Consider the following 25,587-nt stretch of genomic DNA (forward strand, 5'->3'; position numbering starts at 1 on the left):
AGGTAATATTTACTTACCATAATTCAGTAAGAATTTATTAAATTAAATATAATTAACGCTATAACTCACTAATTTAAATATACGATATTCTGCAAAATTCATATTATTAACATCATATAAGGCTATTTATCATCACACCAAATCAATACGCTAACAAATCAAAACTAATTGGAATGTCATTCTTGTTTTTAGGGTTGAGGTTTACAGAATATAGAATTTCCTGCTATAAATATACTCATGCAAGAAAGATACTGTGTATTAAACTAAGTTATACCCATCCAACGTTTTATACCTCTTATCTGCACCAATAAAAATGATTAGCTCATTATTATGAGTCAATGCTTATTATTTTGAATTTATGCAATTTAGTATTACAGGTAGTTAGAAGGAAACTATAATGACACCGCAAACCGCCAGCCAGCCCTCTGCGAGACCTTTGGGCAAAGAAGACTATAAAACATTAGGCTTATCCTCTTTAGGGGGAACTCTTGAGTTTTATGACTTCGTTATCTTTGTTTTTTACGCAAAAATTATTTCCCAACTATTTTTCCCAGGGGATAACGAATTTCTCGCGCTAATGGCAACACTGGGTCTATTTGCAGCAGGTTACCTTGCTCGCCCTCTTGGTGGCATTATCATGGCTCACTTCGGGGATAAAATTGGCCGCAAGAAAATGTTTACCCTCAGTATTTTCTTAATGGCATTCCCAACGTTTGTTATTGGTTTCTTACCTACTTATGAAACCATTGGCGCTGCTGCTCCATTATTACTGCTGTTAATGCGTATTATGCAAGGTGCCGCGATTGGTGGTGAAATGCCAGGTGCATGGGTATTTATTGCAGAACATACACCAAAACAACGTTATGGTTTAGGTGTCGGTACACTGACTTCTGGGATCACCGGTGGTATTTTATTAGGCTCTATCGTCGCAATTATCATTGAGCGCTCTTATACCACAACTGAAATTCATGATTTTGCTTGGCGTATTCCATTTATTCTTGGTGGTGTTTTTGGGTTTATCTCTGTGTATTTACGTCGTTTTTTACAAGAAACCCCGATATTCAAAGAGCTGGCAGCCAAAAAGGCCTTGTCACAAGAATTACCCGTCAAAACCGTGATTAAGTCTCATAAACAAGCTTGTATGATCACTGCGGCACTGACGTGGTCATTATCAACCGCTATCGTTGTCACCATTTTGATGACACCAGATGTGGTGTTAAAAGGGATCTATAACATTGATAGGAATGTGGCATTGCAAGCTAACTGCGCGGCGACATTGACCTTAACATTAGGCTGTATCTTCTGGGGCTGGTTAGGCGATAAAACCGGAACTCGTACCTCAATGACTTTATCATGGGGTGGATTAGCCGTAACGGCAATTTACTTTTATTCATCATTATCCAGTGATATTGCGGCGAGTACGTTGATTTTTAACTATGGCTTGATGGGCTTCTTTGTTGGCGCGATTGCAACCACTCCAATTATCAGTACACGCGCATTTCCACCTGAAATTCGCTATTCTGGCCTGTCATTCGCTTACAATGTGGCTTATGCAATTTTTGGTGGTTTAACACCAATATTAACTGGTGCTTGGTTGCAGCAATCTCACATGGCACCTGCCTATTATGTTGCTGGTGTCTCATTATTAGCGGTTGCTGTAGCCTTCATTCCTCTATCTTGGAAAGGTTGGACTGTCAATTCAGAGCCTTCAAACGAAAAATCTGCGGTCTTAAAAGCTTCTAGTTTATAAAATCGATTGCCCCCTATTTACTCGGGGGGCAATCTTAATTGATACAAAATTATTCCCCCGCTCTCCCCCTTTACAAGCACTGAAGTATACAAGTACAGAAATTGACACTTATTCATATTTCCTCCATTTTTCTTTGTACCTATCACGTTAAACTACTAATATGTCTAACTGACTCTTTTTTGTTAGTTTTTTAGTATACAGCCTGACGGATCTCATCCACTTTTTTTGAGTTAAGCGAATTACCCAAAATGAATAAACAAAAACAACGTAAACCTTTTATTCGCTCTGCCATTTTTATTGCCATTATTGCGGTAGCTGGCGTTTCTTGGTACTTTTATCATCAAGAAAAACAATCAGATACACAATCTACTGGCACCGTAGCAAAACCAAACTCACAGCGAAGCGCGATGGGCCGCCCACCACGTGTGTTAGCCCCTGTGCAGTTTGCCGTTGCTGAACAAAAAGTCGTTCCACGATTTTTATCAGGCTTAGGCACAGTGCAAGCGGCAAATGTTGTCACTGTAACCAGCCGTGTTGAAGGCCAGTTAATGCAGCTGTATTTTACCGAAGGGCAATATGTCAATAAGGGAGATTTATTGGCACAGATTGACCCTCGCCCATTTGAAGTTCAGCTATCACAAGCTGAGGGGCAATTAGCTAAAGACAAAGCAACGTTAGCTAATGCGCAATTAGATTTAGCGCGTTATCAAAAGCTTGCTGGCACTAAAGTGATTTCGCAACAAGAGCTAGATAACCAAAAAGCGGCAGTATTACAGGCACAAGGCAGTATTAAAGTCGACCAAGCGGCTGTTGATAATGCCAAACTGCAATTAACCTACAGTAAAATTACTGCCCCCATCTCAGGGCGGGTTGGTTTAAAACAAGTTGATGTCGGAAACTTTATCTCTTCAGGAACCTCAACCCCTCTTGTTGTTATCACACAAACTCAACCCGCAGATGTCTTGTTTGCTTTACCTGAAGGTGATATTCCCGCGATCCAGCAAGCACAATCTTCCGGTGAAAAAGTATTGATTGAAGCTTGGGACAGAAACAATATCGCGCTAATCGCAAGCGGTGAGCTACTCAGTACTGATAACCAAATTGATGCTGCGACCGGCACTCTTAAAATAAAAGCGCGCTTTACCAATGAAGAAGAAAAACTTTTCCCTAATCAATTTGTTAACGTAAAAATGCAAGTTGAAACGCTGCAAAATGCCGTGGTGATCCCAACCGCTGCACTGCAAATGGGCAATGAAGGTCACTATGTTTGGGTATTGAGTGATGATAATAAAGTCAGCAAACACAATGTGACCGTGGGGATGCAAGATAGCCAACAAGTCGTTATTGAAAGTGGGCTCGCAGCAAATACCAAAGTCATCACCGATGGTGTTGATAAACTCACCGATGGCACAACTGTCGAAGTCGTTACCGCTGAAAGCATCGCCAAAAAAGAGCCCCGCAAAGGTAAAGCCAATAGCGCGGAGAAAGCGTAATGCAGCCTGAAATGTTAAAAGGCGGTGGGCCTTCTCGTTTATTTATTTTGCGCCCTGTGGCTACCACATTATTCATGGTGGCTATATTACTTGCAGGGATCATCGGCTATCGCTTCTTACCTGTTTCAGCCCTGCCCGAAGTCGATTATCCGACGATTCAAGTTGTTACCCTTTACCCGGGAGCCAGCCCCGATGTGATGACCTCTGCAGTGACCGCGCCTTTGGAAACCCAGTTTGGGCAAATGTCGGGTCTTAAACAGATGTCATCGCAAAGTTCAGGAGGAGCATCAGTTATAACACTGATGTTCCAATTAACGTTGCCTCTAGAGGTTGCCGAACAAGAAGTCCAAGCAGCGATTAATTCCGCCAGTAGTTTACTGCCTTCGGATTTACCCTATCCTCCGATTTATAATAAGGTAAACCCTGCTGACCCGCCTGTACTCACCTTAGCGGTCACCTCTGATGCGATGCCATTAACGCAGGTACAGGATATTATTGAAACGCGAATTGCCCAGAAAATATCCCAAGTTAATGGAGTGGGTTTAGTCACCTTAGCCGGTGGTCAACGCCCTGCTGTTCGCGTGAATTTAAACCCACAAGCCATGGCAGCCAAAGGGCTGGATAGCGAAACCATCCGCCTAGCCATCAACAATGCTAACGTCAACTCCGCAAAAGGGAGTTTCGATGGGCCAACGCGAGCAGTGACGCTTTCTGCTAACGACCAAATGAAGTCACTTGACGACTATCGTCAGCTTATTGTGGCCTTCCAAAATGGTGCGCCTGTACGTTTAGGCGACATTGCAACGATTGCACAAGGTGCCGAAAATGCCTATTTAGGGGCATGGGCAAATAATGAACAGGCGATTGTGATCAATGTGCAGCGGCAGCCCGGTGCTAACGTCATTGAAACCACAGATACCATTCGTACGCTGTTACCCGAATTAATTGAAAGCTTACCTAAATCGGTTAATGTCGATATTTTAACCGATAGAACCAGTACTATTCGAGCGTCCGTTAATGATGTACAGTTTGAGTTAATGTTAGCCATCGCCCTCGTGGTGATGGTGATTTATTTGTTTTTACGCAATGGAATTGCCACCTTAATACCGGGCATTGCGGTACCGCTGTCCCTCGTTGGTACCTTTGCAGTCATGTATTTTTGTGGTTTTTCTGTCAATAACCTCACCCTAATGGCATTAACCATCGCCACAGGTTTTGTGGTCGATGATGCGATAGTGGTGATTGAAAATATTTCCCGCTACTTAGAAAAAGGCGATAAGCCTCTGGTCGCTGCACTCAAAGGGGCGGGGGAAATCGGGTTTACCATTATCTCCCTCACCTTTTCTTTAGTTGCAGTATTAATCCCGCTGTTATTTATGGGGGATATTGTCGGCCGGTTATTCCGCGAATTTGCCATTACCCTAGCCGTGGCTATTTTGATCTCCGCTGTCGTCTCTTTGACGTTAACGCCAATGATGTGTGCGCGTTTATTAAAACCAGAGTCGCAACATAAACATAACCGTTTTGAACTAGCGTGTGAGCGTTTCTTTGACCGTATGGTTGCTGGATACGCAATTTGGTTAAAACGTATTCTTAATCACCAATGGTTAACGCTTTCTGTGGCGCTAGGCACCATGGTGCTGACTGTTTTGCTGTATATGTGGATCCCAAAAGGTTTTTTCCCTTTGCAAGACAGTGGAATTATTCAAGGGTCAATTGAAAGCCGTCAATCTATTTCTTTTGCGGCCATGGCGCAAAAGCAACAGGAAGTTGCGTCAAAATTATTGGCAGACCCTGCGGTTGATAATGTCACCACTTATGTGGGGGTTGATGGTAGCAACCCAACATTAAACAACGCGCGTCTCCAAATTACCTTAAAGCCCCTTGATGAGCGTGAAGATAGAGTGGTGGCGATTATTGACCGTCTACAGCAATCCGTGGATAACATTGCCGGGGTGAATTTATATTTGCAGCCTATGCAAGATCTCACCATCGATACGCAAGTTGCACGCACACAGTATCAATTTACGTTACAGGCCGGTTCACTAGAGGAATTAACCACTTGGGTTCCACGCTTGTTAGATGCCCTAGAGCAACAACCTGAACTCACGGATGTCAGTAGTGATTGGCAAAATAAAGGGCTAGTTGCCTATGTGAATGTTAACCGTGATACCGCAAGCCGTTTTGGTATCACAATGTCAGCCATTGATAACGCTTTATATAATGCATTTGGGCAGAGAATGGTTTCGACCATATACACACAGTCAAATCAATATCGTGTGATATTAGAACATGACACACAGACACGTGATGGTATGGATGCGCTGAATGATATTCGTCTAAAAGGCACTGATGGAGCCATTGTGCCACTAAGCACTTTGGTAAATATTCAAGAAGGTAATGGGCCATTAGCAATTAATCACCTCGACCAATTTCCCGCGGTGACATTCTCGTTTAATGTGGCGGATGGCGCTTCGCTTGAGTCAGCCGTCAATGCCGTGAAATTGGCCGAATCACAAATTGCTATGCCAAAATCCATTACCACACAATTCCAAGGAGCGACTTTAGCCTTTGAAGCTGCACTAAGCAGCACTATCTGGTTAATTGCAGCCGCAATTGTGGCGATGTATATCGTATTAGGCATTTTATATGAGAGCTTTATCCACCCGATTACGATTTTATCCACCTTACCGACTGCGGGGGTTGGCGCATTACTTGCTTTAATGATGGCAGGAAAAGACCTTGATGTTATTGCAGTCATCGGCATCATCTTATTAATTGGTATCGTGAAAAAGAACGCCATTATGATGATTGACTTTGCCCTTGCTGCAGAGCGTGAACAGGGAATGTCCCCTTATGATGCCATCTACCAAGCTTGCCTACTGCGTTTTCGCCCAATTTTAATGACCACCATGGCGGCATTACTAGGAGCCTTGCCATTAATGCTAAGTACAGGTGTCGGTGCAGAATTACGCCAACCATTAGGAATTTGTATGGTTGGTGGCTTAATTATGAGCCAAATCCTCACCTTATTTACCACACCGGTTATTTACTTATTGTTCGACCGTCTTTCTCATTATTTTAAAGACCGTCGCCAAGCGAAGAAGGCTCAGGTGTCATAATGAAGCGCTTCTTTGCTCTATTTATTAGCCGCCCGGTAGCAACGACGCTGATTAGCGTTGCGATTACTTTGTGTGGTGCCCTGAGCTTTCTATTTTTACCGGTTTCTCCGTTGCCTCAAGTAGATTACCCTGTGATTAACGTGACAGCGTCACTTCCCGGGGCGTCACCCGAAACCATGGCGTCCTCCGTTGCGACACCTCTTGAACGCTCTTTAGGCAGTATTGCTGGGATCAGCGAAATGACCTCAAGCAGTGCGCTTGGGCGAACCACTATTACCCTTGAGTTTAATCTCGACAAAGACATTAATAACGCGGCTCGGGAAGTGCAAGCTGCGATTAATGCGGCGCAAAACCTGCTGCCCAGCGGTATGCCAAGCCGTCCACGTTATTACAAGTCTAACCCGTCTGATGCGCCAATTATGATTTTAACCATGACCTCAGAGACCATGGGTACTGGCGAAATTTATGATATTGCATCTACCCGTTTAGCCCAGCGAATTGCGCAAATTGAAGGGGTTAGTGAAGTTTCAGTTGGTGGCGGCTCGCTCCCTGCCGTACGGGTTGAACTCAACCCAACCGCCCTATTTAACCAAGGGGTTTCCCTTGATGCCGTGCGCTCAGCCATTAGTAGTGCTAACGTTCGCCAACCGCAAGGCTATATCAATGATGACGAAAAACGTTATCAAGTACAGACTAATGATGAGTTAAAAAAAGCAGCCGATTATCGACCAATTATTGTTCATTACAGCCAAGGCAATGCTGTAAAGCTCAGCGATGTCGCCAATGTTAAAGATTCCATTGAAAACGTACGCGCTGCCGGTATGGCAGACGGTAAACCGGCTATTTTGATTGTCATTCGTCGTGAAGCTGGCGCCAATATTATTGAAACAGTGAACCGTATTCGTGCTGAATTGCCTGAATTCAATGACATGATCCCTGCCGCTATTGATTTAAAAGTGGCACAAGACAGAACACCGACCATCCGCGCGTCTCTAGCCGAAGTGGAACGTGCTCTACTGATTGCCGTTGCCTTGGTGATCCTCGTGGTGCTGCTGTTCTTACGCTCAGGTCGCGCTACTTTGATCCCTGCCGTTGCTGTCCCTGTCTCATTGATTGGGACTTTTACAGCCATGTATTTATGTGGCTTTAGTTTAAATAACTTGTCATTGATGGCATTAACGGTTGCGACGGGCTTTGTGGTTGATGATGCCATTGTCGTATTAGAAAATATCTCGCGTCATATCGAAAATGGTAAAAAACCGTTTATTGCGGCGGTTAAAGGCGTGCATGAAGTCGGCTTTACCGTCGTTTCCATGAGTATTTCCTTAGTGGCTGTTTTTATTCCGCTACTGCTTATGGATGGACTGGTCGGCCGTTTATTCCGCGAATTTGCCATTACCCTTGCAACCGCTATCGGTATTTCTTTGGTGATCTCATTAACGCTCACCCCTATGATGTGTGCTTACTTACTGAAGAAACGTCCTCGCAACGTCAAAGCCAAACATCGCGGGTTTGGACGTGTGTTGATGCGCTTGCAAGAAAGTTATGGCATCGCTTTAAAATGGGTACTCGAACATCGCCGTAGTGTTCTCGCGGTGCTATTTGCCACAATCGGCTTAAACGTTTATCTGTATATTACCGTTCCGAAAACTTTCTTTCCTGAACAAGATACTGGCCGTGTGCTGGGCTTTGTTCGCGCAGACCAAAGTATTTCATTCCAGTCAATGAAAGAAAAAATGACCCGTTTTATGCAGCAAGTTAAAGCCGACCCAGCGACGGATAATGTCACCGGTTTTACTGGTGGTAGCCGGGTAAACAGCGGTTTTATGTATATCTCATTAAAACCACTGGGTGAACGTACTGAAAGTTCAGCTGAAGTCATTAATCGGTTACGTATGAAATTAGCCAATGAGCCAGGGGCTAACCTGTTTATGATGCCAGTACAAGATATTCGTGTGGGAGGTCGACAAGCCAATGCCAGCTATCAGTTTACACTGCTTGCGGATGAGCTTTCTGCATTGCGTGATTGGGAACCCGCCATTCGTAAAGCACTCGGTGAATTGCCACAGCTGACAGATGTGAACTCAGATAAGGAAGACAAAGGCGCAGAAATGGCGATCACCTACGATAGGGACTTAATGGCCCAGCTAGGTATCGATGTCCGTGAAGCTAACAGTTTGCTTAACAACGCATTTGGCCAACGCCAAGTTTCCACCATTTATGAAGCGATGAACCAATATAAAGTAGTGATGGAAGTTGCTCCTGAATATACGCAAGATGTCAGTTCCCTTGATAAGATGTTTGTTATCAACAAACAGGGCAAAGCGATCCCACTGTCTTATTTTGCTCGTTGGCAGCCGGCGAATGCGCCATTAAGCGTGAACCACCAAGGACTATCAGCTTCATCTACTATCGCATTTAATGTCGCGGACGGTTATACCTTAAATGATGCCATCGTCGAAATAGAAAAAACCATGACTGCGCTTGGCGTGCCATCTACAGTGCGAGGGTCTTTTGCAGGAACGGCACAAATATTCCAAGAAACTTTACAGTCACAATTATTTTTGATTTTAGCCGCTATTGTGACTGTCTATTTAGTCCTTGGGATTCTATATGAAAGTTATATTCACCCACTGACAATTTTATCAACTTTGCCTTCTGCTGGTGTCGGTGCATTATTAGCCCTTGAGTTATTTGACACACCATTTAGTTTAATCGCTTTAATCGGCGTCATGCTATTAATTGGGATCGTCAAGAAGAACGCCATTATTATGGTGGATTTTGCTATTCAAGCACAAAGAACAGCGGGTTTAACCGCTCAAGAAGCCATTTTCCGTGCCAGTTTATTACGTTTTCGCCCTATTTTAATGACGACACTCGCCGCCATTTTTGGTGCGTTACCGTTAATGTTAGGTAGTGGTGATGGAGCAGAACTACGTCAACCTCTCGGGATCACCATTGTCGGTGGCTTAATAATGAGCCAATTGCTGACTTTATTTACCACTCCTGTTGTGTATTTAAGTTTTGATAGCTTAAGGCAACGTTGGCAGCGCAAAAAGTCATTAACGCATAAGATTGTGGAGAATAACCATGAAGCTTAGGTTAAATAGCGTTAGTACTCGGCTTTTTTTAGCTATTTTTGCGACATGCTTATTGCTAGTGCTAATTATGCACCAAGGCGTGCGCATGAGTTTTCAACATGGCTTTATTGACTATATTAAAGAAAATGACCAACAACGCGTTGAGCAGGTTTCTTCCGCCCTTGCGGAACAATATGAAGAAATGGGCAATTGGCGGTTTTTGATTGGTAATGATCGCATTTTCTTTCGCATTCTGCGCTCTGTAGAACATCAACAGCATCGTGGCCCGATGCGACAGCGCTGGCGAACCATTTTTTGGGTTTATGATACACAAGACCGGCTAATTTTCGGGCAAGACACGCCCCTACCGAGCAAAGTTCTCCGTGAGCCTATTGTTACTAGCAATGGCGAAACCGTCGGTTGGCTCGTTGCCAGCTATGAAACGGGAATCAGCAGCGCCCTTGACCGCCGTTTTGATACCAAACAAATGTATACCAGTTGGATCATCGCTGGGCTGTCTTTATTTGTGGCTCTGATTGCCACATTGTTCCTTGCCCGTAGTTTTTTGAAACCCATCAAGCGGTTACTCGAAGGCACTAACCGGCTCGCCAATGGTGATTTTGCCACGCGGGTTCCTGAGTCTGGCCGCGATGAACTTGGGCAACTGGCTAAAGATTTTAACCATCTGGCCTCTACCCTTGAAAAAAACGAACAAATGCGGCGTGATTATATGGCGGATATTTCCCATGAGCTCCGCACGCCGTTGTCAGTTCTGCGAGGCGAATTAGAAGCGGTGCAAGATGGCGTCCGGCAAGCCACTCCCGAAACAATCAATTCCCTACTGAATGAAACCCAAACTTTAATTAAGCTGGTTAATGACCTCCACCAGCTCTCGTTATCGGATAGAGGTTCTTTGGTCTACCGTATGCAACTTACCGATATTATCCCTTTAATTGAAATGGCAATAGGCCAAGCCCGCTGGCGGTTAGAAGACCAACAACTTTCAGTTGAACGGCAATTTATTGCACAAGGCAACGTGTTTGCAGACCCTGACCGCATCACTCAGTTATTCTATAACTTAATGGAAAACAGCTTACGCTATACGGACCCACAAGGTAAAATTGCCATTCAAGTCACACAAGACCACAACCAGCTCAGTATAATTTGGCAAGATAGCGCCCCGGGGCTGTCTGCTGAGCAATGCCAACATTTATTTGAACGTTTTTACCGTGCTGAAGGTTCTCGTAATCGCGCCAGTGGCGGTTCAGGCTTAGGGTTGGCCATTTGCTATAATATTGTTGAGGCTCACCATGGAACAATTTCCGCAGCACCGTCACCATTAGGTGGTGTCAAAATTACCATTAATTTACCGATTCAATTAAAAGACAAAGGTTTATGATCATGACTGAACAGAGCAATACCCCTATTTTGGTTGTGGAAGATGAACCCAAGCTAGGCCAACTGCTGTTCGATTACTTACAAGCTGCAAATTATCAACCCGCATTAATTGCACGGGGTGACCAAGTAATCGACTATGTTAAACAACATCAACCTGCACTCATTTTATTAGATTTAATGTTACCCGGTATGGACGGCATTTCAGTATGTCGTGAACTACGAAAATTCAGTGATGTTCCCATTATTATGGTGACAGCAAAAACCGAAGAAATTGACCGTTTATTAGGGTTAGAAATTGGGGCTGACGACTATATTTGTAAGCCTTTTAGCCCGCGAGAAGTCGTGGCTCGAGTCAAAACGATTTTACGCCGTTGCCAGCCAAATATGACAACTAGCAATAACCAAACTAATAGCAATAATCAAACCAAGCTTATTATTGATGAAAATGCATTTCAAGTACGCTATGGCTCACAGTTACTTGAACTCACGCCCGCTGAATTTCGGCTACTCAAGTTTATGTCTGATAATGCAGGTATGGTGTTTTCTCGCGACCAGTTACTGGATATCTTATATGACGACCACCGCGTAGTAACGGACCGTACAATTGATAGTCACGTCAAAAATTTACGCCGTAAATTAGAGTCCCTCGATAACGAAAAAACCTTTATTCGTTCAATATATGGCCTCGGCTACCGTTGGGATGAATATTAAGCAATCAATAGACATACTATTCTTGTGGGATATTTGGTTTTTTTATCAAATAGGAGTAAAATCCTCATCCCTTAAAAACACTCTCTCGTATGAGTGAGTGCTGACTTGACATCAGATAGAGAATAACCATGTTTACACCAGAGCTTTTGTCTCCTGCCGGTTCATTAAAAAATATGCGCTACGCCTTCGCGTATGGCGCAGACGCCGTTTATGCAGGACAGCCTCGTTACAGCTTACGCGTACGAAATAACGAATTTAATCACGAAAACTTAGCTAAAGGCATTCAGGAAGCCCATGAGTTGGGTAAAAAGTTTTATGTGGTGGTGAATATTGCCCCTCATAATGCGAAATTAAAAACCTTTATTCGTGATTTAACCCCCGTCATTGAAATGGGCCCAGATGCTCTGATCATGTCTGACCCTGGCCTTATTATGATGGTTCGTGAAGCGTTTCCTGAGATGGATATTCATTTATCTGTGCAGGCCAATGCAGTTAACTGGGCATCGGTGAAGTTTTGGAAACAAATGGGCTTAACACGTGTGATCTTATCTCGCGAATTATCCCTCGAAGAAATTGCTGAAATTCGTCAACAAGTACCGGAAATCGAACTTGAAGTCTTTGTCCATGGTGCCCTTTGTATGGCCTATTCCGGCCGTTGTCTACTTTCGGGTTATATTAATAAACGCGACCCAAATCAAGGGACTTGCACCAATGCTTGCCGCTGGGAATATAACGTACAAGAAGGTAAAGAAGATGATGTGGGTAATATTGTCCATGTGCATGAACCGATCCCTGTACAAAATGTAGCACCAACTTTAGGTGCGGGCGCGCCAACAGATAAAGTCTTTATGATAGAAGAAGCTAAACGTCCAGGCGAATATATGACGGCCTTTGAAGACGAACATGGCACTTATATCATGAACTCTAAAGATTTACGTGCAATCGAACACGTTGAAAACCTAACAAAAATGGGTGTTCACTCATTAAAAATTGAAGGCCGCACAAAATCGTTTTATTACTGTGCTCGTACTGCACAAGTCTATAGACGTGCGATTGACGATGCTGTCGCAGGAAAACCCTTTGACCCAACGTTGTTATCTACTTTAGAAGGGTTAGCACACCGTGGTTACACTGAAGGTTTCTTGCGTCGCCACACTCACGATGCCTACCAAACCTATGAATATGGCTATTCTGTTTCTGAAACTCAGCAATTTGTGGGTGAATTCACAGGTAAACGTGTCAATGGTATGGCTGAGGTTGATGTAAAAAATAAATTTAGCGTTGGGGATAGCTTAGAGATGATGACCCCGGCGGGTAATATTGTCTTTACTTTGGACTCATTAGCAAACCGCAAAGGTGAAGCGATTGATGTTGCACCCGGTAACGGCCATGTAGTTTACCTGCCAATCCCTGAGGATGTCGATGTTAATTTTGGTTTGTTGATCCGTAACTTAGCAGGAACAACGACCCGCGCACCTCACCAAACTCAGGCAGAAAAACAAATTGCAGGCTAACCGCCACTCCGTGTTTTTTAAATAGTTTGTTCGCTAAAAGCCAAAATCTCATCGTTTAACGTTTTGATATTTTGGCTTTTTTTTATCTATAATATGATATTATTTCACTTTATATGCGTTTTCTTATATGAGAATCATTCGCGTTATTGACATTTACATTGAAAAGTGCACTGAATATCCAATTTTATGCAACAGATCACATCAATTGGCTATTCAATATCGTATAGTCACTCTTGAAAACGAAGAACTAGAAAGTCATAAAATAAGACTAGGAACCACCTCCTTGGCTGGCTCAATCTCCCTTGAGCTAGCCATTTCTTTTATCTGCAATTTCTATTTCATTTCTCTTGTTAATGCTATTACTGTAAAAAATCTAAAATAAGCTCATCAATATCTTATAAATCCATTTATACTCATTTTAACGAATATTTGCCATATGTTAAGCCGAATGGATGGGTATATATGAATCAATATCAGTCAGCCATGATTATCCTTAATGGTAAACAAGCCAATCACGCTGAGCTGCGAAAGGCCATTACTCACTTACGTAATGAAGGCCATCAAATTCAAGTCCGTATTCCGTGGGAATTGGATGATACTTATTATTTTATTTCTCAGGCAATAAAACACGGCGTTGATACCATCATTGCCGCAGGAGGTGACGGCACAGTAAATGCGGTTGCCAGTACCTTGATGAAGTTCCCGAGTGACTCTCGCCCTACTTTAGGAATTCTCCCGATGGGAACGGCAAATGATTTTGCCACCAGCGCGAATATTCCACTGGATATTGAAGCCGCCCTTGCTCTCTCATTAAAAGGTAAAGCAGTTCCCATTGATATTGCGCAAGTCAATAAGCAATATTATTTTCTCAATATGGCAACTGGCGGCTTTGGGACGCGTATTACCACCGAAACGCCTGAAGCACTGAAATCAGCATTGGGCGGTGCCGCTTACGTGATAAATGGCTTATTGCGCCCTGATACGCTGAAAACGGATATTTGCCGCATTGAGGGCGAAAACTTTAGTTGGGAAGGTGAAACGTTGGTCATCGCTGTCGGAAACGGCCGCCAAGCGGGCGGAGGACAACAACTGACACCGCAAGCACTGATTAATGATGGCGCATTAAATTTACTGATTATTCCTGCAAGGGATGTCATACCCGCATTTTTAGCAAACCTATTTTCAGACGATAAAAACGAGCACTTGGTCGAAAGGCAATTATCATGGGTAAAAATTTCATCTCCTCACGATATGATCTTAAACCTTGATGGTGAGCCATTATCGGGAGATACCTTTACGTTCGCAGTGCAGCCGAATGCTATTCAGTGCCGGTTGCCGCCTCAATGTAACTTATTAGCTTAAAATATAACGAGAAAGCCCTAGTGTTCGGGCTTTCAATCATTACAGGCTACCACCATGCATGGAAGTGGTGTACTGGGCCAATCCCCTTGCCAACTTCTAAACTGTCCGCTTGCTCTAACGCAGCTTGTAAATAGGCTTTAGCCTGCGTAACCGCTTCTTGCCAATCAGAGCAACGAGGGCGCAGAGCAGCCAAAGCCGCTGACAAAGTACACCCAGTACCATGGGTATTTTTAGTATTTACGCGAATAGAGGTAAAGCGCCATTCACCTTCAGGTGTGATTAACCAATCAGGGCTTTCAGCATCACTTAGGTGCCCGCCTTTCATCAACACCGCTTGACAACCTTTTTCAAGTAATTTATACCCCTGAGTCAACATTTGGCTTTCTGTTTGTGCAACTTTTTCGTCTAGTAATACCGCGGCTTCAGGGAGATTCGGTGTAATTATAGAAACGAGGGGCAATAATTGTTGGCGCAGTGCATCAACCGCATCGGGTAATAGTAACGGGTCGCCACTTTTAGCCACCATTACAGTATCCAATACCACATACGGAATTGGATATTGCTTCAGCGCCTTCGCCACAACTGCGATATTACTTTGATTAAATAACATGCCGATTTTTGCGCTATCAATTCGCACATCACTGAGAACAGAGTCTAATTGTGCCGCCACAAATTCAGGGGGTAAGTCTTGGACGGATTGCACGCCTCGGGTATTTTGAGCCACCAATGCCGTCATCACACTCGTACCATAAGCCTCTAACGCAGAGAAAGTTTTTAAATCCGCCTGAATACCCGCCCCACCCGATGGGTCTGTTCCGGCTATGGTTAACGCATTGATCCTCATGAGTGATTCCCCTTTTCGGCTAAAGCATTTGAATAGATTGATAAGCGAGGTTTACTGAAATCATTTTAAATCAAACAATAAAACCGCCTTGATTGTCTCATATCATTTAACAAATACCAGCGGTTAGTGAATGAATTTTAATGACTTAGATAAAAAGGGGAAATATATTACACAGGAAAAATTAACGTGACTTATAAGTACACATTAGGCAAATGAATATTACCGACACCTCGCTGTTTTAATAGCTGGGCAAATGTCTCTACTTCCGTTTGGGTTGCCGCAGGCCAGTTAGCCGCTTCATTTTTTACGCCATGTTGCTGAAAAGCATTAACTTTTATTCGTGTGTTTGCAGGAAGTTGATTTAAGAAATCAGCCAGTTTATCAATATGTTCTAGATAATCTGTTTGCTGAGGAATATATAATAAACGCAATTCATACAATTTTCCCGCTTGTGCCAGAAATTGAATTGATTGAAATACACGTTGGTTATCTTTCCCAGTTAATCTTAAGGCACACTCATCGCTCCATGATTTTAAGTCAATCATTACGCCATCAGTATACTCAATTACCTTACTCCACCCCGCAGAAGCAAGATGGCCATTACTGTCAATAAAGCAGGTTAAATGTTTCAGTTCAGGTGTGTCTTTAATCGCTTTAAATAATTCAATAATAAAAGGTAATTGTGTTGTTGCTTCCCCGCCACTAATGGTTATACCATTCAGAAAGACAACATTTTTTTTCAAGTCATTGATAGCATCATTAACACTTAACGATACTGTCATTGGGCTTGAATTCTTAGTGCACGTTTGCAAACAAGTGTCACAGAGCTGGCAGGCATCGCTATCCCATATAACCTTACCATCAACAAATGATAACCCATTGTGAGGACAGGTTAAAACGCAGTCCCCACAATGGTCACAGAGCGCCATGGTATATGGATTATGGCAATTCAAACAACGTAAATTGCAACCTTGCAAAAAGATAACATGTCGATTGCCCGGCCCATCTACGTAGGAAAAAGGAATAACCTTATTCAGCGTAGCGCATCGATTGCTCATTGCTGATGACTCGCTGCTGACGGGCTGTAATTTTACAATTCTTAGTCGCTTCTTCACCTAACCAGGTAGTATTGCTTCTAGAACCTTGTTCTTTGTATTTTTCGATATCTGACAAACGCACCATATAGCCAGTGACACGGACTAAATCATTACTTGCCACGTTTGCGGTAAATTCGCGCATCCCACAACTAAACGCCCCTTTGCACAATTGCATTAATGCTTGCGGGTTTTGTTTAATCGTTTCATCGATGGTTAAAATGTCACTGATCCCAGATAAATAGTGTTTGTGATGAGGTGCAACGGCTTGAATATGCGACACAGGATCGGGTTCTTCACCATATGGAATACGAGCCCCCGGCGTCGTTCCTATGTCTGAGCTAATCCCAGATTGCGCATGAAGCATAGCTCGGTTTTTATAGCCATATTTAACCGGTGTTGTTTCTACAAAGTCTGCCAATTGTTCACTAATTTGATAAGACAATGGTAAAGCTGGTGAATTCGCTTGGTACTGGCCTTTCACGCCATCTTTTTCCATCAAGATATTCACGGCCTCTGCTAAACCATAAATACCAAACATCGGTGCAAAGCGTTCTGGCTCAATTAACCCCTCTTGAACAAGAAAACTGGTTTGGAAGAAATTAGATTCCTCATATAAAAATGCGCTACGTGTTTCAATGAGTTCCATTTGTAACTCACAATACTTTTTCAATTGCACATTTAAAAAATCAGCTGAATTTTGACTGCGTAACGCAACTTCGCGCAAATTAATACGAACTAAAGTGCTTCCGCCACCCGCAACAGGTAATGCATTATAACAACTGACAATACCGTAACCTTGTTTATCGAATGCCGCACTATGAACAATATCATTTGCAATATGTGGCTTACTACATTCACAAATATTCTCAATCGCTTGTAAGAAAAGCGACTCTGGTGTGCGTTGTGGGTGATAGACAAATGTCAGGTTAGGTGCGACTTGTTTCAGTTCTGCATCAATACGTAAAATCAAACGGCAAATAACGTTGTCATCAGGCCCAATATTGGCATGCATAAAAGCATCAGGTAGAGTTCGGTCTAACTGCACCCAGAATCTTTTTAGTTTTGGATACAGTTGTTCTTCTGTCAACTCACCCACATATGGCATGAGGACTTTATCTAAATACCCTAAAAACACAGGGAAATTGGTTACCGAAGGGACGTGGTGGTACAAAATCATCAGATGATTAAGGGCATCATCAAAGTCCTCAGCAGGGGCTAACTCTAAGTATTTTGAACCTTGCTTGAGGTATTTTACATAATCAGGCAATACATAACGTGGCTTATACGGTGCATTTCCTTCATACATATCACAAATAACACGTTCATTTAACGCATCCGCTAGGGGTTGGCTCATCGCAAGGTAAGGAATATTGCTATCGGCCTCTATCGCTAAAAAATTGGCTTTTTGTTTTGGTGATAATATTTTGTCTGTAGCGATAGCCAAGCATTTTGCTTGATATTCAGTCAGTGGTTCTTGGCGTTTCATCATGGTGATGTTCCTTTGTTAGTTAGAAGCCAAGGTTACGCACAGCAATGTATATGCTATAAACCTTTAAGTACTCGCTCCTACCCGTGTTGACATGCAGCAGCTTATACCTGCCGCCTATAACACTCATTTCATCCCATTGAGACAAGTCATTATTTGACGTGCATCATACTTTTTAGATTTGTTTGCACGCTATTTTTCATAAATGTCTGCTCTATCAACATTACTAGTCGTAATCACCTAAATTGTTAAAAATATCTTTTTATTACAAAACGTTAAATACAACAATAATGAGTGACACAATGTTTTCTCTTATTCTTGATTAAAAAATTCTCTTTCATTTTTTCTTATCAAATAACGGCTTTATTAATAAGAAAATGAAATACCTTATCTATTATTATTGGTTATTTTTAGGAGGATTAGACTATTCAATAACCAATCTGATAAGTTAACATCCAATTTATCTATCGGTTATCCTACTTAAAAACAGGCAAAATTAAACGGTTCTACCATGACCAGCCAATTATTATCCTTAACTATGTAATAAATACTGTTATATTCTGTACATCTTAATTAAAATAATTTCGCTCAAAATTATAATAATAATGCTAATCTGATAATCATTAGCGAGCTAATCATCATTTTTATATCTGCGATACAGAACTGGATTTACAATGAGAGTTTATAAAAACATACAGTTGGCCGTAGGTGCATCGCTACTCATGAGCGCCTCAATCTGCATATCATCGCCTGCCGTTGCACAAGAGCAATCAGCAAATTTATGGGATACATTTAAAAGTAATGTCAGTACCACATGGGACTCAGACAAATATGAGCTATACGTTCCCGCTGTGACTTGGCACAACCGTGCAATGTACGACAAGAAAAAAACAGATGAATATAACGAGCGCCCTTGGGGTCTGGGCTTTGGTAAATATCGTTATGATGAAGACAATGACTGGCATGCTATCTATGCAATGGCATTTAAAGATTCACATAATGATTGGGAACCAATTGGTGGTTATGCATTCCAAAAAATGTGGATCCCCGGGGACATTGATGGTTTTCGCATGGGAGCTGGCTTCACTCTCAGTGTTACTGCCCGCAAGGATATGTACTATATTCCGATCCCAGCACCGCTTCCTCTGGTATCAGTGGAATATGACAAACTTTCGCTACAAGCCACTTATATTCCGGGAACTTATAATAACGGTAACGTATTATTCGCTTGGTTACGTTGGCAATGGTAATTTAAGTACTTCATTACTGTATAAAAAGGCCGGTGGGATATTCCCACCGACCTTTTTATTATCAGAAAATCAAATTTAGCTCAGCTGTTGGCTTTTAGCTAAATCTTGCTTTTTAGCCCCTGAGAACTGGTACCCAACCCATAGAACCGCTATCCATAATGGCATAATTAATACCGAGATACGTAAGCCGTCCATTGTCAGGATAATCCCTAAAATTAACAGCAAAAATGCTAAGCATAGATAGTTCCCAAATGGATACCAAATGCTTTTAAATTTCGTTTCAACACCTTGTTTGTTCATTGCCGCTCTGAACTTCAAATTTGAAACACAAATCATAATCCAGTTCAGAACTAACGTCGTCACAACCAATGACATTAATAATTCGAAAGCCTTACCTTCCATCACAAAGTTAATTAAAATCCCGCCAGAAGTCGCAATACCTGAAACTAATAATGCCATGACTGGAACGCCACCTTTATTCACTTTTGCAAGAAATTTAGGTGCATTACTTTGTTGTGCCAAACCATACAACATACGGCTTGTCGCATAAGCCCCGCTGTTATAAACAGACAACGCAGCGATCAAAATGACAACGTTCAACGAATTAGCAACTAGTAAGTCCCCTAATTCGTGGAAAATTAATACAAATGGGCTTGTTTTGCCATCAAGGTCAACCCAAGGGTACAACGCTAACAATACAGCTAACGAACCAATATAAAAAATCAAGATACGGTACACAACTTGGTTTATCGCTTTTGGAATGCTTTTATCTGGGTCTTCTGCCTCTGCGGCCGTAATACCGACTAGCTCTAAGCCCCCAAATGAAAACATAATAATAGCCAAAGCCATTATTAGCCCATTAAAACCATTAGCAAAGAAACCGCCATACTCCCATAAGTTACTCACTTTCGCTTGTGAGCCACCATGACCGCTAAGTAGTAAGTAGCAACCAAAAATAATCATAGCTACGACAGCAATAACTTTAATCAATGCAAACCAGAATTCAGTTTCCCCATAAGAGCGAACATTAACCAAGTTAACGGCATTTACCGCAATAAAAAACACCGCGGCAGAAACCCATATCGGGAGCTCAGGCCACCAGTGTTGCATATATTTACCTGCGGCCGTCAGTTCTGTCATCCCAACAAGGATAAACATAACCCAGTAATTCCACCCTGAGAGGAAGCCCGCAAAACCACCCCAATACTTAAATGCAAAATGGCTAAATGAACCCGCGACCGGTTCCTGAACAATCATTTCTCCCAACTGGCGCATGATAAGAAAAGCAATAAACCCACACAATGCATAGCCAAGTAAAACTGATGGCCCTGCCATTTGTATGGTTGTTGCTATTCCGAGGAATAACCCTGTACCAACAGCGCCTCCCAAAGCAATCAATTGGATATGCCTATTTTTTAATCCCCGCTTTAGCGTCTGTTGCTGTTGCGCCATAACTTTACCCTTTCGTCCTCTTACTTGCTTTTTATCGCCCAAACTAATGATAATGACACAAGTTTATTTGAATTTTCTTATTAACACTACATTCTTCTGGCGCTGTTTTTACCCTATTCTACGAACCAGAAGCTGGTGCTATTAGTTATTTTTTTTCATCACATAACAAAATGATACCGCAGGATAGTTACCCCAACTCAATATCATGGATTGTGCATTAAAAAGCAAATTCAAAATGGTAACAAGTCAGTTACACGACAAATACCAAAAATAAAGTCCTCTCCACCTTGGTCGCACAGGCTATCCATCGCTAAAAGATAGAGAAAAATACAGGCCAAGATTGCACTTATAACAATAATTAATTTACGACCAAACACCGATAATTCCTTCATATTTCTATGATGATTTTATTTTTCAAATGATTACAATACTAAGGTACTGCCATTTTATGATTGATATCACTTATGGCATTGCACGTAATGCGTTTATAAAATAAATGGTACTCTAATTTCGAGCCTTAAATTTGAGGAAAATATGCAATTGACCTCTTTTTACAAAAATTTCGCTCATTTTAGGTGCTATTGACCATTAACTTATTCTGATTGTGCTTTTTTTATCCTAAAAATAGGAAATACCGCACAAGCAGCCTTTGTCATGATGAAATGAAGTTGTGTATACTTCTGCTACCGTAAAACTAGAAAACATTTGAGATGCCACAAGATAACCACTTAGCACTTGTTTATGCTTTGAGTAAATGGATAGAAGAACACTTAGGGCGCGTGATCCACTTAGAAGAGCTCGCGGCTTATTCAGGCTATTCACTTTGGCATATGCAAAAAATCTTTAAAGAAGTCACAGGGATTTCACTGGGTAAATACATCCGCCAACGCCGTCTTGCTGGTGCGGTTAACTTACTGCGCAACAGCAACCAGTCTATTTTCGATATCGCACTGGATTTTGGTTTTGGGTCACAGTCCCACTTTACCTATATGTTTCGTAAGGAATATGGCATTACGCCATTTGATTTTAGACAGAATGACCAAATCCAATTAGATGTTAAGCAACCGCTTCATTTGATTCATAATTATGAGTGAGAATATTTTAGCCGCATTAATCTATTGATTCACACACTAATGCTATAAAACATTGTCATTTCAACCTTTGACTATTGAACAGAGTTCCTGCGTTATATTCTGTTCAATTTCACATCAAATACCCATTATTCTAGTACGCGTAAAAATTATAACTATTTGTATAATTTACATTCCGAATAATTGGAGTAAGGTATTGGCAGAAAGCACGAATTTTAGGAGGCATTGGATGTCAATCAAACTGGTCGCCATTGATTTAGATGGCACATTACTTAATTCCCAACACCAAATATCTCCCGTAGTAAAAGAGGCCATCACACAAGCTAAGCAAAAAGGTGTCCATATTATTTTAGCCTCCGGTAGGCCATTTTCGGGTATATCCCCCTACCTGCGGGAATTAGATTTAAATACAGCGGATAACTACTGTATTAGTAATAATGGTAGTGTCATTCACCAAGCCAATGATGGCAGTCATCTGGCAGAAAATTTGTTAGATTTCGCTGACTTCCAATATTTTGAGGAACTGGCTAGAAATGTTGGGGTCCACATGCATGCTCTTGCGGATAACAGCATGTTCACGGCAAACCGCCATATTAGTCACTATACGGTGGCAGATGCTTATCTAACCCACACTCCGCTTATCTATTGCCCCGTTAATGAAATGGACTCTTCTCTGGAATTTACTAAGTTTATGATAATTGACCATCCAGAAAAATTAGATATGGGTATCAGCTATATTCCAGAGAATGTCTTTGATAATTACTCTTTAACTCGAACAAGCCCATATTTCCTTGAGGTATCAAATAAAACCTCAAGTAAAGGCGCAGCGTTAGAATGTATCTGTGAAAAACTAGGCATTACACCGGACAAAGTCATGAGTATTGGAGACCAAAACAATGATATTCAAATGCTGCAATACGCCAGTGTTTCTGTCGCAATGGGCAATGCTTTAGAGCCAATTCGCCAAATGGTTAAATTTGTCACCACAACCAATGATGAAGATGGTGTTGCCGTCGCCATTAATAAGTTTATTAATGTATAAGTCCGCAAAAAATTTCACTTCAGTATATTTTCCGTTGCAGCGCTTACACCAGTATGCGCTGCCATTTTTAACCGTGTATTGGTTTTTGCCTAGTCGCTAAAAAGCAAATCACCGACCCCATTGTCACCATTAACACACCCTGCCAAAAACTTAACGTTAATGCGGTACTTAACAACATAGACGCGAATGCTGTCGATATAACTGGAGTGAAATAAGAAAGCGTCCCTAGAAAAGCCACATTGCCCTTGATAACCGCAAATGTCCATAATGCATTCGCCCCACCAGTCGCAATAGAGGCAACGAGTAATAACAACAGGCTTTCGCTATTGATAATAAACGCTGTTGGCGTACTAAAAAAATACAAAATCCATAACCCAATAGAAGTCATGATGAAAAATAATACCATGCCATTGTGACCACCAGAAATACGCTTGGTAACATTACTATAAAATGACCAAACAATGGCTCCAATAAAAGCTAAAAAATAACAAAGTGGGTTACTTTGTATATTTGCCAAAATAGTTTGCACCGACAATGGCTGATTGCCTGAAATTACCCAGATCAACCCCATAAAAGCTAAAACCAACCCTAATCCTAATAATAAAGTGAAACGCTGGCGGTTAAAAAACACAGCAAGTGCGATAGTAAAACTTGGCCACAAATAATTCACCATACCAAGTTCAATAGCTTGTTGCCGGTTATTAGCTAATCCTAACGCCAAAACAAAACAGATTTCATAGCTAACAAATAACACCGTTCCCCAAAGCAAATAGCGTTTAGGATATTTCGTTATTTTTGGTATCCCCATAACGAGTACCAATACAAGCGAACCGACTGTATACACTAATGCAGCACCACCCACAGGCCCAAAGTTTTCACTTACACTACGGATCAGCCCTACCATTGTGCTCCACAACAAGATTGATATAACCCCATACAGCGTTGCGGCATACTGATTCAATTTCATAATTTTCTCAGCTATTTAGTTTCGAAATTGGTATTTATTGTAATAATACATTTATTTTATCACCTTAAAAAACCTTATAGCTCAAATAATTATAATGCAAGCGCTTATTCTTATTACGCATTGATAATATTTCATAAAAAAAATTCTCAGGCTATCACCTAAGAATTTTATGCTTAAAATGTTTTGTATTAGCGAGATGTTTCTTTCTCAACCCACTTATCAACTTCTTCTTTTTCCCATATCCCTTCCTCAAACTGTTTCTTTAATTCAGGGTGTTGATTGATATCAAAAGTCGGTATTTTGCCGGCAACTAACTGCTGGTTATAATCTTTAGCAAGTTTGAAAGCGATACCCGATAATAAAAGGATCGCAATTAGATTAGTTATAGCCATTAAGCCCATCGATAAGTCTGCGAGTTTCCAAATAAATGGCATTTCAGCGAGCGCACCAAACATCACCATACCCAACGCAGCTAAACGAAAAATAAATAACCCAGCTGTATGATTATTCTCGAGAAAAATCATATTACTTTCGGCATAAGCATAATTAGCAATGATTGATGTAAATGCAAAAAAGAAGATAGCAATTGCAATGAACGTACTTCCCCAGCTACCAACAGCAGAAGAAAGAGCAAGCTGTGTCAATTCAATACCATTAATGTTATCCATTCCACTTTCTAGAACGCCAGATGATAAAATAATAATGGCGGTCGCACTGCAAATAACGATGGTATCCATAAATACACCAAGCATCTGTACATACCCTTGTGACGCAGGATGTGGTGGATAAGGTGCCGCAGATGCCGCTGCATTTGGTGCAGACCCCATCCCGGCTTCGTTAGAGAATAACCCCCGTTGAATTCCTTGTGTCATTGCCTGAGCAACACCATAACCGACAGCCCCACCGGCTGCCTCTTGCAAACCAAATGCATTTCGGATTATCAGCATAAAAACTTCAGGTAATCGTTCAATATGGTGCCCAACAACCCAAAAAGCTAATAGCAAATAAGCTAACGCCATAACTGGAACAACTAATTCAGCAACTTTCGCAATGGATTTCAATCCACCAAAAATAATAACTCCGCTTAATAAAACTAAGCCAATGCCAACATAAATTGGATTGAAATCAAAGGCGACTGCGGTTGCTTGAGCAATAGAATTAGCTTGTACTGCATTAAATACTAAACCAAAGGCAATAATCAGGAAAATGGAAAATAATACGCCCATCCAGCGTTGGTTTAAGCCTTTTTGCATATAATATGAAGGCCCACCTCGATAGTTTCCTTTATCATCTTTGGTTTTGTATAACTGTGCGAGAGTACACTCAATAAAAGACGTAGCCATTCCGAGTACAGCGACGACCCACATCCAAAAAATAGCACCTGGCCCACCTGCTGTTAGCGCAATTGCAACTCCGGTTAAATTTCCTGTGCCGACCCTAGCGGCTAAACTTGTACATAATGCCTGAAAAGATGAGATACCCGCACTATCGGACTGTTTACTATTTTTTAAGACACTAAACATATGGCCAAAATGCCTAATTTGAATAAACCCTGACCGAAGAGTAAAATACAGGCCGGCACCCAGTAATAAATAAATAAGTAAAGAACCCCAAATAAAATTAGTTAATGAGTTTATAAATTCTATCAAATTACACTCCTTTTTTATTAGAACGATTAATAAATAATTAATCGAAAATCAAAACCTCACATTTAAAATATAACTCCAGAAAAAGGAGTTCAGCTTACAAAAGCCAAATCATCTTAATATGATTATCAGAAATTATATTTTTTTATCTTTAATGTAAATTGATTTTCGCTTGAACAATCATTAACTACATTACGTTTTAATAAAAAAAAGTTAGACATTTACAAAAAAAGACATGTAACATATTGAAAAATATAAGCATGATAAAATCATTTATTATTT

The 25,587-nt window shown here is 41.5% G+C and carries 18 protein-coding genes; 11 read left to right on the plus strand and 7 right to left on the minus strand.

What is annotated here, in order from left to right:
- The first annotated feature begins 397 nt into the window (after positions 1-397).
- The 8 genes from M1F25_RS12390 to yegS all read left to right on the plus strand — a co-directional run bounded on the left by M1F25_RS12390 (position 398) and on the right by yegS (position 14,430).
- Complete coding sequence (locus M1F25_RS12390) at positions 398-1,750, plus strand: MFS transporter (protein ID WP_181488035.1); 1,353 nt, start codon at positions 398-400, stop codon at positions 1,748-1,750.
- A gap of 248 nt (positions 1,751-1,998) precedes the next feature.
- Positions 1,999-3,243: an MdtA/MuxA family multidrug efflux RND transporter periplasmic adaptor subunit gene (locus M1F25_RS12395; protein ID WP_094960479.1), complete on the plus strand. Its 1,245-nt coding sequence runs from the start codon at positions 1,999-2,001 to the stop codon at positions 3,241-3,243.
- On the plus strand, positions 3,243-6,365 hold the full coding sequence (locus M1F25_RS12400; protein WP_110591802.1) for an MdtB/MuxB family multidrug efflux RND transporter permease subunit: 3,123 nt from the start codon (positions 3,243-3,245) through the stop codon (positions 6,363-6,365). Before M1F25_RS12395 ends, M1F25_RS12400 begins: the two co-directional genes overlap by 1 nt.
- Positions 6,365-9,466: a multidrug efflux RND transporter permease subunit MdtC gene (gene mdtC / locus M1F25_RS12405; RefSeq protein WP_181488037.1), complete on the plus strand. Its 3,102-nt coding sequence runs from the start codon at positions 6,365-6,367 to the stop codon at positions 9,464-9,466. The genes M1F25_RS12400 and mdtC overlap by 1 nt, the downstream gene beginning before the upstream one ends.
- On the plus strand, positions 9,456-10,844 hold the full coding sequence (gene baeS / locus M1F25_RS12410; RefSeq protein WP_004253515.1) for a two-component system sensor histidine kinase BaeS: 1,389 nt from the start codon (positions 9,456-9,458) through the stop codon (positions 10,842-10,844). Before mdtC ends, baeS begins: the two co-directional genes overlap by 11 nt.
- Before the next feature lie 2 nt (positions 10,845-10,846).
- Positions 10,847-11,554: a two-component system response regulator BaeR gene (gene baeR, locus M1F25_RS12415; protein WP_405127815.1), complete on the plus strand. Its 708-nt coding sequence runs from the start codon at positions 10,847-10,849 to the stop codon at positions 11,552-11,554.
- A 128-nt stretch (positions 11,555-11,682) separates the two neighbouring features.
- Complete coding sequence (yegQ, locus tag M1F25_RS12420; protein WP_004253511.1) at positions 11,683-13,068, plus strand: tRNA 5-hydroxyuridine modification protein YegQ; 1,386 nt, start codon at positions 11,683-11,685, stop codon at positions 13,066-13,068.
- A gap of 462 nt (positions 13,069-13,530) precedes the next feature.
- Positions 13,531-14,430 carry a lipid kinase YegS gene (gene yegS, locus M1F25_RS12425; protein ID WP_004253508.1) on the plus strand — a complete coding sequence of 300 codons (900 nt, stop codon included), beginning with the start codon at positions 13,531-13,533 and terminating at the stop codon, positions 14,428-14,430.
- 46 nt (positions 14,431-14,476) lie between these two features.
- On the opposite strand, the gene thiD is transcribed toward yegS, so the two are convergent.
- From thiD to M1F25_RS12440, 3 genes are all read right to left on the minus strand, one after another.
- Complete coding sequence (gene thiD / locus M1F25_RS12430; RefSeq protein ID WP_004253495.1) at positions 14,477-15,274, minus strand: bifunctional hydroxymethylpyrimidine kinase/phosphomethylpyrimidine kinase; 798 nt, start codon at positions 15,272-15,274, stop codon at positions 14,477-14,479.
- A gap of 191 nt (positions 15,275-15,465) precedes the next feature.
- Entirely contained in the window at positions 15,466-16,332 is an 867-nt protein-coding gene (locus M1F25_RS12435; RefSeq protein WP_181488041.1) for a YjjW family glycine radical enzyme activase, read from the minus strand.
- The gene (locus tag M1F25_RS12440) at positions 16,304-17,860 is read right to left on the minus strand and encodes a YjjI family glycine radical enzyme (RefSeq protein WP_112308354.1); all 1,557 of its coding nucleotides are present in this window, start codon (positions 17,858-17,860) and stop codon (positions 16,304-16,306) included. Before M1F25_RS12440 ends, M1F25_RS12435 begins: the two co-directional genes overlap by 29 nt.
- Positions 17,861-18,531: 671 nt before the next feature.
- Here M1F25_RS12440 and pagP point away from each other — a divergent pair.
- Complete coding sequence (gene pagP / locus M1F25_RS12445) at positions 18,532-19,107, plus strand: lipid IV(A) palmitoyltransferase PagP (protein ID WP_004253487.1); 576 nt, start codon at positions 18,532-18,534, stop codon at positions 19,105-19,107.
- 75 nt (positions 19,108-19,182) lie between these two features.
- On the opposite strand, the gene M1F25_RS12450 is transcribed toward pagP, so the two are convergent.
- Together M1F25_RS12450 and mgrB are read right to left on the minus strand one after the other, a co-directional pair.
- Positions 19,183-20,559: an amino acid permease gene (locus M1F25_RS12450; RefSeq protein ID WP_036957645.1), complete on the minus strand. Its 1,377-nt coding sequence runs from the start codon at positions 20,557-20,559 to the stop codon at positions 19,183-19,185.
- 230 nt (positions 20,560-20,789) lie between these two features.
- Entirely contained in the window at positions 20,790-20,936 is a 147-nt protein-coding gene (gene mgrB, locus M1F25_RS12455; RefSeq protein ID WP_004253482.1) for a PhoP/PhoQ regulator MgrB, read from the minus strand.
- Positions 20,937-21,269: 333 nt separating this feature from the next.
- On the opposite strand from mgrB, the gene M1F25_RS12460 reads away from it, so the two are divergent.
- Both M1F25_RS12460 and yidA read left to right on the plus strand, forming a co-directional pair.
- A complete protein-coding gene (locus M1F25_RS12460) occupies positions 21,270-21,653 on the plus strand; it encodes a helix-turn-helix domain-containing protein (RefSeq protein ID WP_004253477.1) in 384 nt (127 codons plus the stop codon).
- Between the two features lie 226 nt (positions 21,654-21,879).
- Positions 21,880-22,692: a sugar-phosphatase gene (gene yidA, locus M1F25_RS12465; protein WP_004253474.1), complete on the plus strand. Its 813-nt coding sequence runs from the start codon at positions 21,880-21,882 to the stop codon at positions 22,690-22,692.
- A 67-nt stretch (positions 22,693-22,759) separates the two neighbouring features.
- On the opposite strand, the gene yddG is transcribed toward yidA, so the two are convergent.
- Both yddG and M1F25_RS12475 read right to left on the minus strand, forming a co-directional pair.
- Positions 22,760-23,659, minus strand: coding sequence for an aromatic amino acid DMT transporter YddG (yddG, locus tag M1F25_RS12470; RefSeq protein ID WP_094960471.1), 900 nt, complete (start codon positions 23,657-23,659; stop codon positions 22,760-22,762).
- 188 nt (positions 23,660-23,847) lie between these two features.
- The gene (locus M1F25_RS12475; protein WP_094960470.1) at positions 23,848-25,308 is read right to left on the minus strand and encodes an alanine/glycine:cation symporter family protein; all 1,461 of its coding nucleotides are present in this window, start codon (positions 25,306-25,308) and stop codon (positions 23,848-23,850) included.
- Positions 25,309-25,587: the final 279 nt, after the last annotated feature.

This window comes from Providencia sp. PROV109, from assembly GCF_033681625.1.
Taxonomy (GTDB): Bacteria; Pseudomonadota; Gammaproteobacteria; order Enterobacterales; family Enterobacteriaceae; genus Providencia; species Providencia hangzhouensis.